The sequence below is a fragment of the Microterricola gilva genome (assembly GCF_004217495.1).
GTDB classification, from domain to species: Bacteria; Actinomycetota; Actinomycetes; order Actinomycetales; family Microbacteriaceae; genus Microterricola; species Microterricola gilva.
Window position 1 is genome coordinate 845,272 of the sequence record NZ_SHLC01000001.1, and the last position, 17,225, is coordinate 862,496.

17 protein-coding genes are annotated in these 17,225 nt (G+C 66.5%); 15 read left to right on the forward strand and 2 right to left on the reverse strand.

The features are described 5' to 3' along the window. Positions 1–289: 289 nt before the first annotated feature. Both rho and prfA read left to right on the forward strand, forming a co-directional pair. Complete coding sequence (rho, locus tag EV379_RS03770) at positions 290–2,434, forward strand: transcription termination factor Rho (RefSeq protein ID WP_130504963.1); 2,145 nt, start codon at positions 290–292, stop codon at positions 2,432–2,434. A gap of 101 nt (positions 2,435–2,535) precedes the next feature. Further along, on the forward strand, positions 2,536–3,615 hold the full coding sequence (gene prfA / locus EV379_RS03775) for a peptide chain release factor 1 (RefSeq protein ID WP_130504964.1): 1,080 nt from the start codon (positions 2,536–2,538) through the stop codon (positions 3,613–3,615). A 232-nt stretch (positions 3,616–3,847) separates the two neighbouring features. Here the strand turns inward: prfA and epsC are convergent, their stop codons facing one another. Both epsC and cysK read right to left on the reverse strand, forming a co-directional pair. Next, positions 3,848–4,426 carry a serine O-acetyltransferase EpsC gene (gene epsC / locus EV379_RS03780; RefSeq protein ID WP_130504965.1) on the reverse strand — a complete coding sequence of 193 codons (579 nt, stop codon included), beginning with the start codon at positions 4,424–4,426 and terminating at the stop codon, positions 3,848–3,850. 4 nt (positions 4,427–4,430) lie between these two features. Next, entirely contained in the window at positions 4,431–5,369 is a 939-nt protein-coding gene (gene cysK / locus EV379_RS03785; protein ID WP_130504966.1) for a cysteine synthase A, read from the reverse strand. Positions 5,370–5,523: 154 nt separating this feature from the next. On the opposite strand from cysK, the gene prmC reads away from it, so the two are divergent. The 13 genes from prmC (at position 5,524) to EV379_RS03850 (ending at position 17,140) form a co-directional block, all read left to right on the forward strand. Next, a complete protein-coding gene (prmC, locus tag EV379_RS03790) occupies positions 5,524–6,405 on the forward strand; it encodes a peptide chain release factor N(5)-glutamine methyltransferase (RefSeq protein WP_130504967.1) in 882 nt (293 codons plus the stop codon). 152 nt (positions 6,406–6,557) lie between these two features. Beyond that, the gene (locus EV379_RS03795) at positions 6,558–7,388 is read left to right on the forward strand and encodes an L-threonylcarbamoyladenylate synthase (protein ID WP_130504968.1); all 831 of its coding nucleotides are present in this window, start codon (positions 6,558–6,560) and stop codon (positions 7,386–7,388) included. Next, positions 7,385–8,641: an MraY family glycosyltransferase gene (locus EV379_RS03800; protein WP_130504969.1), complete on the forward strand. Its 1,257-nt coding sequence runs from the start codon at positions 7,385–7,387 to the stop codon at positions 8,639–8,641. Before EV379_RS03795 ends, EV379_RS03800 begins: the two co-directional genes overlap by 4 nt. Beyond that, positions 8,638–9,153 (forward strand): Cg1360 family ATP-synthase-associated protein, encoded by a 516-nt coding sequence (locus EV379_RS03805; protein WP_130504970.1) that lies wholly within the window; start codon positions 8,638–8,640, stop codon positions 9,151–9,153. Before EV379_RS03800 ends, EV379_RS03805 begins: the two co-directional genes overlap by 4 nt. A 175-nt stretch (positions 9,154–9,328) precedes the next feature. Next, the gene (atpB, locus tag EV379_RS03810; protein ID WP_130504971.1) at positions 9,329–10,126 is read left to right on the forward strand and encodes a F0F1 ATP synthase subunit A; all 798 of its coding nucleotides are present in this window, start codon (positions 9,329–9,331) and stop codon (positions 10,124–10,126) included. Between the two features lie 48 nt (positions 10,127–10,174). Next, complete coding sequence (atpE, locus tag EV379_RS03815; RefSeq protein WP_130504972.1) at positions 10,175–10,411, forward strand: ATP synthase F0 subunit C; 237 nt, start codon at positions 10,175–10,177, stop codon at positions 10,409–10,411. A gap of 28 nt (positions 10,412–10,439) precedes the next feature. Further along, positions 10,440–11,006 carry a F0F1 ATP synthase subunit B gene (locus tag EV379_RS03820; protein WP_130504973.1) on the forward strand — a complete coding sequence of 189 codons (567 nt, stop codon included), beginning with the start codon at positions 10,440–10,442 and terminating at the stop codon, positions 11,004–11,006. 5 nt (positions 11,007–11,011) lie between these two features. Continuing rightward, positions 11,012–11,803, forward strand: coding sequence for a F0F1 ATP synthase subunit delta (locus tag EV379_RS03825; RefSeq protein ID WP_130504974.1), 792 nt, complete (start codon positions 11,012–11,014; stop codon positions 11,801–11,803). 89 nt (positions 11,804–11,892) lie between these two features. After that, the gene (gene atpA, locus EV379_RS03830; protein WP_130504975.1) at positions 11,893–13,524 is read left to right on the forward strand and encodes a F0F1 ATP synthase subunit alpha; all 1,632 of its coding nucleotides are present in this window, start codon (positions 11,893–11,895) and stop codon (positions 13,522–13,524) included. Between the two features lie 55 nt (positions 13,525–13,579). Then, positions 13,580–14,479 carry a F0F1 ATP synthase subunit gamma gene (locus tag EV379_RS03835; protein ID WP_130504976.1) on the forward strand — a complete coding sequence of 300 codons (900 nt, stop codon included), beginning with the start codon at positions 13,580–13,582 and terminating at the stop codon, positions 14,477–14,479. A gap of 40 nt (positions 14,480–14,519) precedes the next feature. Continuing rightward, positions 14,520–15,983, forward strand: coding sequence for a F0F1 ATP synthase subunit beta (gene atpD, locus EV379_RS03840; protein WP_130504977.1), 1,464 nt, complete (start codon positions 14,520–14,522; stop codon positions 15,981–15,983). 2 nt (positions 15,984–15,985) lie between these two features. Beyond that, complete coding sequence (locus tag EV379_RS03845; RefSeq protein ID WP_083363354.1) at positions 15,986–16,246, forward strand: F0F1 ATP synthase subunit epsilon; 261 nt, start codon at positions 15,986–15,988, stop codon at positions 16,244–16,246. A gap of 132 nt (positions 16,247–16,378) precedes the next feature. Continuing rightward, on the forward strand, positions 16,379–17,140 hold the full coding sequence (locus tag EV379_RS03850; RefSeq protein WP_130504978.1) for a YaaA family protein: 762 nt from the start codon (positions 16,379–16,381) through the stop codon (positions 17,138–17,140). Positions 17,141–17,225: the final 85 nt, after the last annotated feature.

Sequence of the window (17,225 nt, forward strand, 5' to 3'; positions counted from 1 at the left end):
GGGTTTCGTTGGGATGGGCTGCCGCCTTTCGTGTCGCTGCGCGACACGCCGGATGTTCCACGTAGAGCCGCTGTGCGGGAACGCCCGGTTCGGGGTGCTAGGCTGACATCGCACCCGGTAAACGACGCTCACAAGCGAACCAGAACCCGGTGTATTTCTAGCAACTATTGCTTCCGCTCGCGCCCACTGCTCTGCGCGTCATCTCTCTTGATACTCGCTTTCAGAAGCTCGAACGATCAGCTCCCTGGCACTCCCTCATGTTGTGCACAGGCGGAAGGACCACAACCCCATGACTGATGTCACACCCGGCGCCACCGGCGCCCACACCCGCACCGCACTGAACGCCCTGCGCGTCGCCGAGCTCCAGGCTCTGGCGAACGAGCTCGGCATCAGCGGCGCAGGCAAGCTCCGCAAGGGCGAGCTCGTCGACGCCATCACCGAGTCGCAGGCCGCAGCGGCCTCCGCGCCGGTGGAGGCCCCGGCCGCACCGGTCGCCGCACCGGTCGTCGCTGAGGCTCCGGCCGCTCACGCAGAGTCGCCCGCCGCTCCGGCCGCTGACGAGGTTCCGGCAGTGCAGCCGGCCCGCGCCAAGCGTGGACCGCGTCGCGCGAGCACCTCGACCGCGGCAGCCGGCCACATCAACATCGAAGGCGGGACCGGGCTCGACAGCCTCGTGCCCGCGCTCGACGCCGTCGCCGCCAACAAGGCCCAGAAGGTCGAGCAGGCCCAGAAGGTCGAGCAGACCGAGAAGGCCGCAGAAACCGAGTCGGGCGAGGCAGCCGCAGAGAAGCCGGCCGGCCAGAACGAGCGTGGCGGTCGCAACCGTCGCAAGAACGGCCGCGCAACGGATGCCACGGCAACCGCTGAGGCAGCACCCGCCGCAGAGGCAGCAGGCGACGCCGCCGGCGCAGCCGAGCCGGCCGAATCGGACGCCGCGGCGCCGGCAGCCGAGGAGCCCCGCCAGGGCCGCGGTCGCAACCGCAACCGCAACAAGCAGCAGAACAACGCAGAGCAGTCGGAGGACCGCCAGCAGGGCGAGCGCCAGCAGGGCGACCGTCAGCAGGGCGAGCGTCAGGGCAACCAGCGCGGTCAGCGCGGCCAGCAGCAGGACGGCCAGGGCGCCCAGCAGGGTCAGAACCGCGGCGAGCGTGACAGCGCCCGCGAGCAGCGCGAGCTGCTCGACGGTGAGCGCGGCGGCCGCAGCCGTTACCGTGACCGCAAGCGTCGCGGCGGAGCGAGCGACGAGGACTTCGAGCCGGAGCTCAGCGACGACGACGTGCTCGTTCCCGTCGCCGGCATCCTCGACGTGCTCGACAACTACGCCTTCGTGCGCACCAGCGGCTACCTGCCGGGACCGAGCGACGTCTACGTCTCGCTCGGCCAGGTCAAGAAGTACAACCTCCGCAAGGGTGACGCCGTCGTCGGCTCCATCCGCCAGCCGCGCGAGGGTGACGCCAGCGGTCGACAGAAGTACAACGCGATCGTCAAGGTCGACTCGATCAACGGCCAGACCGTCGACGAGGCTGCCGCCCGCGTCGAGTTCCAGAAGCTGACCCCGCTCTACCCGCAGGAGCGCCTGCGCCTCGAAACCGAGTCGGGCAAGCTCACGCAGCGCATCATCGACCTCGTCGCCCCGATCGGCAAAGGCCAGCGCGGCCTGATCGTCGCGCCGCCGAAGGCCGGTAAGACGATCGTGCTGCAGCAGATCGCCAGCGCCATCGCCATCAACAACCCCGAAGTCCACCTCATGGTCGTTCTGGTCGACGAGCGCCCCGAAGAGGTCACCGACATGCAGCGCACCGTCAAGGGTGAGGTCATCGCCTCCACCTTCGACCGCCCGGCAGAGGACCACACCACCGTCGCGGAGCTCGCCATCGAGCGTGCAAAGCGCCTCGTCGAGCTCGGCCACGACGTCGTCGTGCTGCTCGACTCGATCACGCGCCTCGGCCGTGCGTACAACCTGGCTGCCCCGGCATCCGGTCGCATCCTCTCCGGCGGTGTCGACGCCTCGGCGCTCTACCCGCCCAAGCGCTTCTTCGGCGCTGCCCGCAACATCGAGAACGGTGGCTCGCTCACCATCCTGGCGACCGCGCTCATCGAGACCGGCTCCAAGATGGACGAGGTCATCTTCGAGGAGTTCAAGGGCACCGGCAACATGGAGCTGCGCCTCTCGCGTCAGCTCGCTGACAAGCGCATCTTCCCGGCCGTCGACGTCAACGCGTCCGGCACCCGCCGCGAAGAGATGCTGATGAGCGCTGACGAGGTCCGGATCACCTGGAAGCTGCGTCGCGCCCTCGCTGGTCTCGACCAGCAGGCGGCCCTCGAGGCCGTGCTCGGCCGTCTCAAGGAGACCCAGTCCAACGTCGAGTTCCTCATGCAGGTGCAGAAGACGATGCCGGCCGGTGGCGCGAGCCACGAGAACGACCACCGCTAGCTCTCCGTCAGAACCCGTCTGGGCCACCATGTGCACGATCGTGCACACGCTGGCGCAGGCGGGTTCTTGCCGTTGAGAGAGAATGAGTCACGGAGGAAGTCATGTTTGAATCTGTCCAGGTTCTGTTCAAGGAACACGCCGAACTGCAGGAGCAGCTCGCCGACCCCGCGTTGCACGCGGACCCGGCGCGCGCCAAGAAGGTGAACCGGCGCTACGCCGAGCTGTCGAAGATCGTCGCGGCGCACGAGGGCTGGGTCCAGGCCCAGGAAGACCTCGCCGCGGCCAAGGAGCTGGCGAAGGAGGACGACGCCTTCGCCGAGGAGCTCCCGGCCATGGAGGAGCAGCTGGCGACCGCGCAGGAGAAGCTGCGCCGTCTGCTGATCCCGCGCGACCCGGATGACGGCCGCGACGTGATCATGGAGATCAAGGGTGGCGAGGGCGGCGCGGAGAGCGCGCTGTTCGCCGCGGACCTGCTGCGCATGTACATCCAGTACGCGGCATCCAAGGGCTGGAAGACCGAGATGCTCGAGAGCGACGAGAGCGACCTCGGCGGCTACAAGAACGTGCAGATCGCTATCAAGTCGAACGCGACCGACCCGTCGCAGGGCGTCTGGGCGCACCTCAAGTACGAGGGCGGCGTGCACCGCGTGCAGCGCGTGCCGGCCACCGAGACGCAGGGGCGCATCCACACCTCCACCACCGGCGTCCTCGTCTTTCCAGAGGTCGACGAGCCGGAGGAGGTCGAGATCCACGCGAACGACCTCAAGATCGACGTCTACCGCTCGAGCGGCCCAGGCGGCCAGTCGGTCAACACGACCGACTCCGCCGTGCGCATCACCCACCTCCCGACCGGCATCGTCGTCGCCATGCAGAACGAGAAGAGCCAGCTGCAGAACCGCGAGGCAGGCATGCGCGTGCTGCGCGCCCGCATCCTGGCCCGCCGCCAGGAGGAGCAGGCAGAGCTGGACAGCGCCAAGCGCAAGACGCAGATCCGCACTATGGACCGTTCAGAGCGCATCCGCACGTACAACTTCCCGGAGAACCGCATCGCGGATCACCGCACCGGGTACAAGGCGTACAACCTCGACTCCGTCATGAACGGCGCGCTCGAGCCCGTCATCGAATCGGCGATCCACGCCGACGAGGAGGCGCGCCTGGCCGACATCGGCGACCAGGGCTAAACAGCAACGCACCCGCGCAACACTCCAGACAGTGGCGCAGACGGCTCAGGCCGCTCTGCGCCACTGCTGCGTTCAGCGCCACCGCGTCAGCTGCCACGCGAATGGCGTTCGCGGCCCGGATTCTGCGCGCCGGCCCGGGGTATTCACCTGGCCCGTGCACAGAACGCGGGCCCCGAGATTCAGACTCGGGCGCGGACGCGCGGCGGGCGGATGCCGCTGGCGGGCCCTCGGGCTAGATGCTCCAGTCGTGCACGCCGCGGGCGGCATCCGTCGTCTCGGGCTTGACCGGTCGGATGTGTGCAGGGATGCCGATGACCAGGGAGTGCGGGGGAGCGTCCTTGCTCACAACCGCGTTCGCGCCGACCGTGCTCCACGCGCCGATCACGATGTCGCCGAGCACCTTCGCGCCTGCGCCGACGGTCACGCCGTCCTCCAGCGTCGGGTGCCGCTTCTGCCCTGGCATGAAGCCGTGGCGGCTCTTTCCGCCGAGCGTCACCCCGTGGTACAGCATCACATCGTCGCCGAGCACCGCCGTCTCGCCGATGACGACGCCCATGCCGTGGTCGATGAAGAGCCGGCGCCCGATCGTTGCGCCTGGGTGGATCTCGATGCCCGTCAGGAAGCGGGTGAACTGCGAGAGCAGCCGGGCCGGCAGGCGGAACCCGCCCTCCCAGAGCCGGTGTGCGAGCCGGTGGCTCCACACGGCGTGCAGGCCGGAATAGGCCAGGAACACCTCCGCATTGCTCCGGGAAGCCGGGTCGTGGGCCCTGGCCGTTGCCACGTCTTCCCGGAGCGCTGCGAAGAAGGTCATCTGCCTAGTCAAGCAGGTCTTCGTAGAGCACGGTGCTGACGTAGCGCTCTCCGAAGTCGGGAACGATCACGACGATCGTCTTGCCGGCGTTCTCCGGGCGCTTGGCGACCTCGAGGGCGGCCCACACGGCCGCGCCGGAGGAGATGCCGCCGAGGATGGCCTCGTCGGTGGCGAGGCGGCGGGCGGTTGCGATGGCATCCGGGGTGGCCACGTCGATGACCTCGTCGTAGACGGTTGTGTCGAGGATCGCCGGAACGAAGTTGGCGCCGAGGCCCTGGATCTTGTGCGGGCCGGGGGTGCCGCCGCTGAGGATCGGGGAGTCGAGTGGCTCGACGGCGATGATCTGGATGTCGGGGTTGCGCTCCTTGAGCAGGCCGCCGGCTCCGGTGATGGTTCCTCCTGTGCCGATGCCGGCCACGAAGATGTCGACGGATCCCTCGGTGTCGGCCCAGATCTCCTCGCCGGTCGTCGCACGGTGGATGGCCGGGTTGGCGGCATTGGCGAACTGGCTGGCGAGGATGGCGCCAGGCGTCGCGGCCACGATTTCGTTGGCCTTCTCGACCGCACCACGCATGCCGTCGGCGCCGGAGGTGAGAACGACCTCGGCCCCGTATGCGCGCAGCAGCACGCGGCGCTCCTTGCTCATCGTCTCCGGCATGGTGAGCACGACGCGGTAGCCGCGGGCGGCGCCGACCAGCGCGAGCGCGATGCCCGTGTTCCCGCTCGTTCCCTCGACGATGGTTCCGCCCGGCAGCAGCTCGCCGGAGGCCTCGGCCGCGTCGATGATGGCGACGCCGATGCGGTCCTTCACGCTGGCGGCCGGCGAGTAGAACTCGAGCTTGGCCAGCACGGTGGCGCCTGCGCCATCCGTGATCCGGTTGAGGCGCACCAGAGGTGTGTTGCCGATGGTGTCGACGATGCTGTCATAAATTCGGGATGCCATGAGCTGGGCCTTTCGGTGCAGATTCGACGGGGAGAGCACGGGGGAGAAACCACGGGCGGAACAGGGAGTTACACAGCGCCGGGCCATCATCGGCACAGCGCGATCAACACTAGGCCTCTGAGTCAACACAGGCGAGTGCGTTACATTCCCTAACGTGAATGTTTCCGATAATGACGCCGCCCGTATCCTCAGAGAGCTGCGTGACACCGCAGCCGCGCGGCTCGGCGCCGCGGGGATCCTCGACGCTCATATCGACGCCGAACTGCTGATCGGTCACGTGCTCGGCCTCTCGCGCGGCGAACTGCAGGCGCGCATCGTCACCGATTCCACCCTGGGCGCGACGGAGGCGGCGACCGTCAAGCAGATGGTCGAGCGCCGCGCCGCACGGGAGCCGCTGCAGCACATCACCGGTGTTGCTCCGTTCCGCTCGCTCGAGCTGGCTGTCGGGCCTGGCGTGTTCGTGCCGCGACCGGAGACCGAACAGGTCGCCCAGCTGGCCATCGACGCGCTGCACGCGGCAGCGGTCCAGAGCCCGATCGGTGTCGACCTCGGCACGGGCAGCGGGGCCATCGCCCTCGCGATGGCCACCGAAGTGCCGCGCGCACGAATCTGGGCGGTCGAGAACTCGCCGGAGGCGTTCGTCTGGACGAGCCGCAACTTCCGTGAGACGGATGCCGACAACGCCACCCTGCAGTTCGCCGACCTCGCCGACGCCTTGCACGAGCTCGACGGCACGGTGAGCGTTGTCATCTCGAATCCGCCGTACATTCCGCAGGACGCCATCCCGCGCGACCCGGAGGTGCGGCTGTTCGACCCCGAACACGCGCTCTACGGCGGAGAAGACGGGCTGGACGTCGTCCGTCACGTGTCGCAGACCGCGCTGCGCCTGCTGCACGCCGGCGGCACCCTCGTGATCGAGCACGGCGAGCTGCAAGCCGCGGAGATCGCCGCCCTGCTCACGGCCGACGGCTGGCGCGCCGTCGCCTCGCACCGGGACTTCACGACGCGCGACCGGGCCACAACCGCGTTGCGCTGACGGCTGCTCGTCCCCGAACTCGACGGTCCTGCTGCCTGTCGGCGCGAAAAGCGACCGATTCTTCGGGTTCGGCGAGCGGATGCAGCAGGCTCGCCTGGCGCCGAGCTGCGCTGCAGCAAGCCTGCAGCAAGCCTGCAGTAGAATCGTCGGAAATGGCTCCACACATCTACGACTGCTCGGTCGACACCGAACTCATGTCCGGAATGCGGCTGGCGCGCTCGGCGATCGGCCGTGGCGCGCTTGTCGTCATGCCCACCGACACGGTGTACGGCCTCGCCGCCGACGCCTTCAACCGCGACGCCGTGCAGCGACTCCTGGACGCCAAGGGCCGTGAGCGGAGCTCGCCGCCACCCGTGCTCATCCCCGGGGTGGCGACGCTCGATGCGTTGGCCGCCGAAGTGCCGCAGGCCGTCCGTGAGCTCGTCGACGTGTTCTGGCCGGGCGGACTCACCGTGATCCTCCGGGCTCAGCCGTCCCTCAGCTGGGATCTCGGCGAGACGCGCGGCACGGTTGCGCTGCGGATGCCGCGCAACCCCATCGCCCTCGAACTGCTCAGCGAGACCGGCCCGCTCGCCGTCTCCTCCGCCAACCTCACCGGCATGCCGGCCGCGACGGACGCGGCAGGCGCAGCGGCCATGCTCGAGGAGAGCGTCGACGTCTACCTCGATGGAGGGGAGGCCGGCGCCGACTACGAGGCGATCGGTGAACGTGCAGGCGACACCTCATCGACGATCGTCGACGCGACCCGCCTCGGCGAGCCGGGCGGACAGCTCCGCATCGTGCGCGCAGGCGTCATCTCGCGCGAACAGATCCGCGCGGTCGTCGGCGATCTCCTCGCCGACCCGGATGCCGAGGCGCCAGCAGTGCCCGCGGTGCCAGCCGACGAGGCGCCCGCCGACGCAGCACCCGAGGATGTGGCGCCCGTTGAGGCGATACCCGACGACGAGCCCGCAACCCCAGAGGCCCGGGAGCCGAGCGCGTGACGCTGTTCGTGGTGCTCTCGCTGATCTCGGCGTTGGTCACCTTCGGGCTCTCGATGCTGGTCTACCGGCTGGCGCACCGCTACAAGCTCTACCCGAAGATCCGGGCCAGGGACGTGCACACGCGGCCGACCCCGCGGCTCGGCGGCATCGCGATGTTCCTCGGCATCGTCATCGCCTTCCTCGTCGCCTGGCTGATCTCCGCACAGTTCCCGCCGCTCAAGATCATCTTCGACAATCCGGAGCAGATCTTCGCGATCCTCGGGGCGGCACTGTTGATCGTCGCGATCGGCGTCGCGGACGACATCTGGGATCTCGACTGGATGACCAAGCTCGCCGGGCAGTTCCTGGCCGCTGGGCTCATCGCGTGGAAGGGCGTCCAGGTCTACTCGCTCCCGCTCGGCGGGGTGACGGCCATCGGCTCCTCGTGGATCTCGCTGCTGATGACCGTCTTCGCGATCGTCCTCGTGATGAATGCCATCAACTTCATCGACGGCCTCGACGGCCTCGTCGCCGGCGTCGCCCTGATCGGCAACGGCGCGTTCTTCCTGTACACGTACCTCCTCGTGCAGCAGACCTCGCCGAGCAACTACTTCAACCTCGCCTCCCTCATCGCCGCGCTGCTCGTCGGCGCCTGCGTCGGCTTCCTGCCGCTGAACTGGCACCCGGCGCGGCTCTTCATGGGGGATGCCGGCGCGCTGCTGATCGGCCTGCTGATGGCGACATCCGCTATCGCCGTCACCGCGCAGATCAGCCCCGCCTCGCTCGCCGGATCCGAGCTGCTGCCTGCGTTCATCCCGATCATCCTGCCGTTCGCCGTCCTGCTGATCCCGTTGCTCGACTTCAGCCTCGCCGTCTTCCGCCGGCTGCGGGCAGGCAAGTCGCCGTTCAGCGCCGACCGCAAGCACCTCCACCACCGCCTGCTCGACATGGGCCACTCGCACCTGCACGCCGTGCTGATCTTCTACGGTTGGACGGCCGTCGCCTCCATCGGCTGCCTGCTCTACTTCGTGCTCCCGGTCTACTTCGGCCTGTCGACCATGTACGCGACCGGTTTCATCGTCATCGGCCTCGTCGTCTGCGCCGTCGTCACCCTGGCCCCGCTCAGCAAGCGCAAGGCGCTCGAGGTGGCCAGCCAGGCCGCGCCTGCCAACTCTCCGGATGCCGCGGCATCCGCATCGCTTGACCCACTCGACGAGGCATCGGAAGCCCTCGACGCCATCGCCACATCATCGACATCCAAGGACCCATCATGACCGGCACAACGCCAGCCAGCCAGCCAGCCAACAACACGCCGTCGTCGAACCCCGTGCTGCGCCGCGCGCTCGTGCTCGGCGGTCTCGTCGCCCTCGGGATCGCGGTGGTCGGCGGCATCATCGGCTGGGTCGTCGACGGGGGAGTCGGGCTCGTCAGTGCGCTGATCGGCACGGCCCTCGCCGTGATCTTCATGGGCGTCACCGCCGCGACGATCCTGCTCGCGAACCGGTTCAGCGGCTCCGACATGTTCGTCGGCGCGTTCTTCGGCATCGTCCTCGGCGGATGGTTGCTGAAGTTCATCGTGTTCCTCGTCGTCGTGATCGTCCTCAAGGACCAGAGCTGGATCAACCCGGTCGTGTTGTTCCTCTCGCTGATCGCTGGAGTCATCGGCTCGCTCGTCGTCGATGTCATGGTCATGCTCAAGTCGCGCATGCCATACGTCAGCGATGTCGTGCTGCCGAACCAGTCGCCCGAGGCGCCGGCCGCCGAGAATAAATCAGACAACAAATAATTGCCATAACCCTAGATCTCGATTCGGTCTCAGCCGCATCTCTTGCTAGAGTAAGTGCAGTTCCCCCCGGCTTTCGATGCGGCTTGATCGTGTCTGAAATCCGTTCCCACCGTTCGTCGCCGCGAGAGCAGAGCTCCCCGCCCCGAAACAGGAGATAGCGCTGTTAGCTACCGCTGTGAACCTGCTGGTCACATCCTCAACCGATGATGGCGGCTTCCACGCTCCGTCCATCGACGAATTCTTTCCTGAAGTAATCTTCCTGGCGGGCACCCCGTTCGAGATCAACCGCATCATTCTGGTGCGCTTCCTCGCGATGGCGGTGTTGCTGCTGCTGTTCTGGCTCGGCACGCGCAAGATGCAGATCGTTCCCGGCCGATTCCAGAGCCTCATCGAGATGGGCCTGGACCTCGTCCGCGTCAACATCGCCGAAGACCTGCTGGGTCGCAAGGACGCCAAGCGCTTCCTGCCGATCCTGACGACGATCTTCTTCATGATCCTCTTCATGAACCTGACGGGAATCATCCCCGGCCTCAACATCGCCGGAACCGCGGTTATCGGTGTTCCGATCGTGCTTGCGATCGTCGCCTACGTGACGTTCATCTACGCCGGTATCAAGAAGAGCCCGGGCAAGTTCTTCAAGAACTCGCTGTTCCCGGCCGGCGTTCCGCTGCCGGTGTACATCATCGTGACGCCGATCGAGTTCATCTCGACGTTCATCATCCGCCCGGTCACGCTCAGCCTTCGTCTTCTGATGAACATGATGGTCGGCCACCTGCTGCTGGTGCTGTTCTTCGCGGCAACCCAGTTCTTCTTCTTCACAGCCGGCGGGCTGTGGTCAATCCTCGGTGTCGGCTCCCTCGCATTCGGACTCGCGTTCACGCTGTTCGAGATCCTGGTCGCCGTGCTCCAGGCCTACGTCTTTGCCCTACTTACCGCGGTCTACATCCAGCTCGCGGTCGCAGAAGAACACTAAAACGAACTCGGCAACCGCCGAATTCGCCCAACGGAAGGAAACACAAACGTGGACGCAACAACCGTTCTCGCCGAGATCAGCGGCAGCATCGCGACGGTCGGCTACGGCCTCGCAGCAATCGGCCCGGCCATCGGCGTTGGTATCGTCGTCGGCAAGACCATTGAGGGTGTCGCCCGCCAGCCCGAGCTCGCCGGCCGCCTGCAGGTTCTGATGTGGATCGGTATCGCCTTCACCGAGGCGCTCGCCTTCATCGGTATCGCTACCGCCTTCATCTTCGGCTTCTAATCCTCTTTTCGCTCTCTAAGGAGGCCTGATGCTTCACGCAGTGCTCGCAACTGCAACCGAGGAAGTGGCTAAGAACCCGCTTATCCCGGAGATGTACGACATCATCTGGTCGGCCGTCTGCTTCTTCATCATCCTGTTCTTCTTCTGGAAGTTCGGACTGCCGAAGATGCAGGTCATGCTCGACCAGCGTGCCGAGGCGATCGAAGGCAACATTGCCAAGGCCGACGAGGCACAGCGCAAGGCCGAGGCCGCACTCGAGGAGTACACCGCTCAGCTCGCCGACGCGCGCGCAGAGGCCGGCAACATCCGTGAGTCTGCACGCGAGGACGGCAAGAAGATCGTCGCAGAGGCCAAGACCTCCGCGTCGACCGAGGCCGCCCGCATCACTGCATCGGCTCAGGCTCAGATTGAGGCGGAGCGCCAGGCAGCTGTTGTCTCGCTGCGCTCCGAGGTCGGCACGCTTGCCATCGACCTGGCTTCCGGTGTGATCGGCGAAAGCCTCACCGACGACGCCAAGGCCAGTGCCATCGTCGACCGCTTCCTCGCAGACCTGGAGGCCGCCGAGAAGGCTGCGCCTTCGGCAGGAAAGAAGTAACAACCATGGGATCAGCGACCAGAGAGGCCCTCGCTTCGGCGAGAGCCGCACTGACCGCACTCAGCGGAGCCAACCTCGCCACCGGCGAGGAGCTCTTCGCTGCCAGCCGTGTCATCGGCAGCTCCAGCCAGCTCGTCCAGGCCGTAGCCGACCCCGGTGCGGATTCCGCAGCCAAGGTCGAGCTCGTTGACTCGGTCTTCTCCTCGCTCAGCGCTCCCGTGCGCGAGCTGCTCCGCGGCATCGCCGTGAGCCGCTGGTCGAGCCAGGATGACGTGCTGGCGGCCGTCGAGGAGTTGGGGCTGCGCGCGATCGCCGCCTCCGCTCCGTCCGGCGCCGCCATCGAGCGTGAGCTCTTCGCCTTCGGCGAAGCGGTCGCAGGCAACGCCGAGCTGGAGCTCGCGCTCTCGAACAAGCTCGGCGACCCAGCCGCGAAGTCGACCCTGGTCGCATCGCTGCTCGGTGGCAAGGCTTCGGCCCAGACCGCGGCGATCGTGAACCAGCTCGTGCTGCAGCCCCGCGGCCGCCGCATCGGCGAGCTGCTGCGCTACGCGGCATCCGTCGTCGCCGACGAGGCGGGCTTCGGCATCGCAACGGTCACCTCGGCCGCGCCGATCGCTCCCGCACAGCTGCAGCGCCTCGCCGCAGTGCTCTCGGGCAGCTACGGCCGTGAGCTGCGGATCAACCAGGTTGTCGATCCCGCCGTCCTCGGTGGGCTCCGCGTTCAGATCGGCGACGATGTGATCGACGGCAGCATTGCATCTCGTCTCAACGATGTGCGAATTCAGCTTGCCAGCTGACCTTGTGTCAGCTGGAACATATTTGACCTCGACGCCGTAGGGCTTCGAAACGACAGAACCTGTACACCTCGTGCAGAAAAGGGAAGATGATGGCAGAACTCACAATCAGCCCCGATGAGATCCGCGACGCGCTCAAGGACTTCGTCAAGGCTTACGAGCCCGGCAGCGCTGCTGCAACCGAGGTTGGCCACGTGACGGATGCCGGTGACGGTATTGCTCACGTCCAGGGCCTCCCCGGCGTCATGGCCAACGAGCTGATCAAGTTCGCCGACGGCACCCTGGGCCTCGCCCAGAACCTCGACGAAGACGAGATCGGTGTTGTTGTGCTCGGCGAGTTCGGCGGCATCGTCGAGGGCATGGAGGTCACCCGCACGGGTGAGGTTCTCTCCGCCCCCGTTGGTGACGGCTTCCTCGGTCGTGTCGTTGACCCGCTGGGTGCTCCGATCGACGGTCTCGGCGAGATCGTCGCAGAGGGTCGCCGCGCGCTCGAGCTCCAGGCTCCCGGCGTCATGCAGCGCAAGTCGGTTCACGAGCCCCTGCAGACCGGTATCAAGGCCATCGACGCCATGATCCCCGTCGGCCGTGGACAGCGTCAGCTGATCATCGGTGACCGTCAGACCGGTAAGACCGCTCTGGCGATCGACACCATCATCAACCAGAAGGCCAACTGGGAGTCTGGCGATGTCAACAAGCAGGTGCGCTGCATCTACGTTGCCATCGGTCAGAAGGGCTCGACCATCGCTTCGGTGAAGGGCGCCCTCGAGGACGCCGGTGCCATGGACTACACCACGATCGTGGCCGCTCCGGCATCCGACCCCGCCGGCTTCAAGTACCTCGCTCCCTACACGGGCTCGGCCATCGGCCAGCACTGGATGTACGGCGGCAAGCACGTCCTCATCGTCTTCGATGACCTCTCCAAGCAGGCAGAGGCCTACCGCGCCGTTTCGCTGCTGCTGCGCCGCCCGCCGGGCCGCGAGGCATACCCCGGTGACGTGTTCTACCTGCACTCCCGTCTGCTCGAGCGTTGCGCCAAGCTCTCCGACGAGCTCGGCGCCGGCTCGATGACCGGTCTCCCGATCATCGAGACCAAGGCCAACGACGTCTCCGCCTACATTCCGACCAACGTGATCTCGATCACCGACGGCCAGATCTTCCTGCAGTCCGACCTCTTCAACGCCAACCAGCGCCCCGCTGTTGACGTGGGTATCTCGGTCTCGCGTGTCGGTGGTGACGCTCAGGTCAAGTCCATCAAGAAGGTTTCAGGAACGCTGAAGCTGGAGCTGGCGCAGTACCGCTCGCTCGAGGCCTTCGCGATGTTCGCCTCCGACCTCGACGCGGCCAGCCGCCGTCAGCTCGCCCGTGGCGCCCGCCTCACCGAGCTGCTCAAGCAGCCGCAGTACTCGCCGTTCCCCGTCGAGGACCAGGTCGTCTCGATCTGGGCCGGCACGAACGGCAAGCTGGACGAGGTTCCCGTTGAGGACATCCTGCGCTTCGAGCGCGAGCTGCTCGACTACCTGGGCCGCAACACCGAGGTTCTGAACACGCTGCGCGCGACCAACGTCCTCGACGACGCAACCGTCGCTGAGCTTACGGCCGCCGTGGACAAGTTCAAGCTCGAGTTCCAGACGGGCGACGGCAAGCCGCTGGCCTCGAACGAGAAGTTCGAAGCCATCGCCGAAGAAGACGTCAACCAGGAAAAGATCGTCAAGGGCCGTCGCTAAGCGACGCCCGAGACGACTATTCGACTGATACTGAACTAGGAACCACAGGAGAGACATGGGAGCGCAACTTCGGGTCTACCGGCAGAAGATCAAGTCTGCCCAGACGACCAAGAAGATCACTCGTGCCATGGAGCTGATCTCCGCATCACGCATCCAAAAGGCGCAGGCACGCGTCGCGGCATCCACGCCGTACTCGTGGGCCATCACCCGCGCCGTGTCGGCCGTGGCGACGTACTCGAATGTCGAGCACGTGCTCACGACCGAGCCGGAGAAGATCGAACGGGCAGCCGTCGTCATCTTCACGTCGGACCGCGGACTCGCAGGCGCGTTCAGCTCCCAGGTGCTTCGAGAGGCCGAAGAGCTCAGCACGCTGCTGCGCAGCCAGGGCAAGGACGTCGTGTACTTCCTGGTCGGGCGCAAGGCGGCGGCGTACTTCAGCTTCCGTCACCGTGCATCGGAGCGCGTCTGGACCGGCGGCACCGACCAGCCGCAGTTCGAGGCGGCGAAGGAGATCGGTGACGCGCTGCTCGAGAGCTTCCTGCGCGACAGCGACGACGGCGGTGTCGACGAGATTCACGTCGTCTTCAACCGCTTCGTGAGCATGGTCAGCCAGGTTCCCGAGGTCGTTCGACTGCTTCCCCTTGAGGTTGTTGAGGGTGTGGAGGAGCCGGGCGACAAGCAGGTTCTGCCGCTCTACGAGTTCGAGCCGGACGTCGAGACCGTTCTGGACGCGCTGCTCCCGGTGTACATCGAGAGCCGTCTGTTCAACGCGATGCTGCAGTCGGCCGCCTCAGAGCACGCCAGCCGCCAGAAGGCGATGAAGTCGGCCAGCGACAACGCCGACAAGCTCATCACCGATTACACGCGTTTGGCCAACAACGCGCGCCAGTCCGAGATCACGCAGCAGATTTCCGAGATCGTCGGCGGCGCCGACGCTCTGTCGTCCGCCAAGTAGTCCTAGTTTTTTACGAAGTAAGCCCAGAAGAGAGAGAACAATGACTGACACTGCTACCGCGCCAGTCCAGGCTGAGAGCACTGCGGGCGCCGTCGGCCGGATCGCCCGTGTGACCGGCCCCGTGGTCGACATCGAGTTCCCGCACGACTCCATCCCCGGCATCTACAACGCGCTGAAGACCGTCATCACCATCGCCGGTGAGACGACCACGATCACGCTCGAGGTTGCACAGCACCTCGGCGACGACGTCGTGCGTGCCATCGCCCTCAACCCGACCGACGGTCTGGTTCGCGGCCAGGAAGTGACCGACACCGGCGCACCGATCTCGGTGCCCGTCGGCGACGTCACCAAGGGCAAGGTCTTCAACGTCATCGGTGAGGTGCTCAACAGCACCCCGGGTGAGACCATCGAGATCACCGAGCGCTGGCCGATCCACCGCAAGGCCCCGGCCTTCGACCAGCTCGAGTCCAAGACCACGATGTTCGAGACCGGCATCAAGGTCATCGACCTCCTCACCCCGTACGTGCAGGGTGGAAAGATCGGCCTCTTCGGTGGTGCCGGTGTCGGTAAGACCGTTCTGATCCAGGAGATGATCCAGCGCGTCGCGCAGGACCACGGTGGTGTGTCGGTGTTCGCCGGTGTCGGTGAGCGTACCCGTGAGGGCAACGACCTCATCCACGAGATGGAAGAGGCCGGCGTCTTCGACAAGACCGCCCTTGTCTTCGGCCAGATGGACGAGCCGCCGGGAACGCGTCTCCGCGTCGCCCTCTCGGCCCTGACCATGGCTGAGTACTTCCGCGACGTGCAGAAGCAGGACGTTCTGCTCTTCATCGACAACATCTTCCGCTTCACGCAGGCCGGTTCCGAGGTGTCGACCCTTCTGGGCCGCATGCCTTCTGCCGTTGGTTACCAGCCGAACCTCGCCGACGAGATGGGTGTGCTCCAGGAGCGCATCACCTCGACCCGCGGTCACTCGATCACCTCGCTGCAGGCGATCTACGTTCCCGCCGACGACTACACCGACCCGGCTCCGGCGACCACCTTCGCCCACCTCGACGCCACGACCGAGCTCTCTCGTGCGATCGCGTCGAAGGGTCTGTACCCGGCTGTTGACCCGCTGACCTCGACGTCGCGTATCCTCGACCCCCGTTACCTGGGCGAGGACCACTACCGCGTCGCGACCTCGGTCAAGCAGATCCTGCAGAAGAACAAGGAACTCCAGGAGATCATCGCCATCCTCGGTGTCGACGAGCTCTCTGAGGAAGACAAGATCACGGTGTCGCGTGCGCGCCGTATCGAGCAGTTCCTCTCGCAGAACACCTACATGGCCAAGAAGTTCACCGGCGTTGAGGGCTCCACCGTTCCGCTCAAGGACACGATTGAGTCGTTCGACGCGATCGCCAAGGGTGAGTTCGACCACGTCGCCGAGCAGGCATTCTTCAACGTCGGTGGCATCTCCGACGTCGAAGAGAAGTGGGCTCAGATCCAGAAAGAGAACGGCTAATCATGGCCACGCTGTCCGTGAGCGTTGTCTCGGCAGACCGGGAAGTCTGGTCAGGCGAGGCAACCCAGCTCATCGCTCGCACCGTCGAGGGAGAGATCGGTATTCTCCCCGGCCACGAGCCGCTGCTCGCAATCCTCGCCCGTGGCGAGGTGCGCGTGACGCTGCCCGGCGGTGAGAAGATCACTGCGCAGGCGGATGACGGATTCCTCTCGGTCGAGAACAACACCGTTCAGGTCGTTGCTCGTCAGGCCGGCCTGGTCTAACCAGGTCCGCGTCTGGACAGATCCGCTCCAGCTGTAACTCATCGCCGGGACCAGGGCGCGCGCAAGCGCTGCCAGGTCCCGGCGATGTGCATTTCCCCACCGTTTCGTCTTCACACACCTAGGTTCCACTCGATGCTCATCCTGCTCCCGCCCTCCGAGACCAAGCGCGACGGCGGAGACGGTGCGCCGCTGGACCTCGGTGCACTCGCATTCACAGGGCTCGGCGCGGAACGACGGGAGCTCGTGCACGCCTTGAGCACGCTTGCCGACGACACCGACGCCTCGGTCGCCGCGCTCAAGCTCGGTCGCACCCAGCTCTTCGAGGTGGAGCGGAATCGCCAGCTCACCGCATCCGGAACGATGCCGGTGATCGACCGCTACACCGGGGTGCTCTACGACGCGCTGGACGCCCCGTCGCTCTCGGCGGACGCGCGCTCCTTCGCCCACCGCCACCTCGTCGTGCACTCGGCGCTGCTCGGCCCGGTCGCGGCCCTCGACCCGGTTCCGGCATACCGGATGTCGCACGACTCTCGCCTGCCGGAACTCTCGCTCAAGCGGCACTGGGGCACGAGCATCCAGAGCCAGTTCGCCCCGCTGCCCGGCGTGCTGCTCGACCTCCGCTCTGAGGCGTACACGGCGCTCGGGCCGCTGCCCGTGCGCGAGGGGAGCGCGTACCTGCGCGTGCTGAGCGCGGGGGAGGACGGCCAGAAGCGGGCCCTCAACCACTTCAACAAGAAGTCGAAGGGTGAGTTCACCCGGGCCGTGCTCGAGGCCGGCATTGACTTCGCGAGCATCGACGAGTTGCTGGACTGGGCGCCGAGCGCCGGCCTCGCGCTGCAGCGGCACAAGCCGGCGACCGCCGGCAAGCCGGAAGAGCTCGCACTCATCGTCTAGGACTGCGCGACGCGGAGCGTCGCGAAAGGCGGCAGCCCAAACCAAGGCAAACTCTGGAACCGCGAGCGATGCTGGTACACCGATC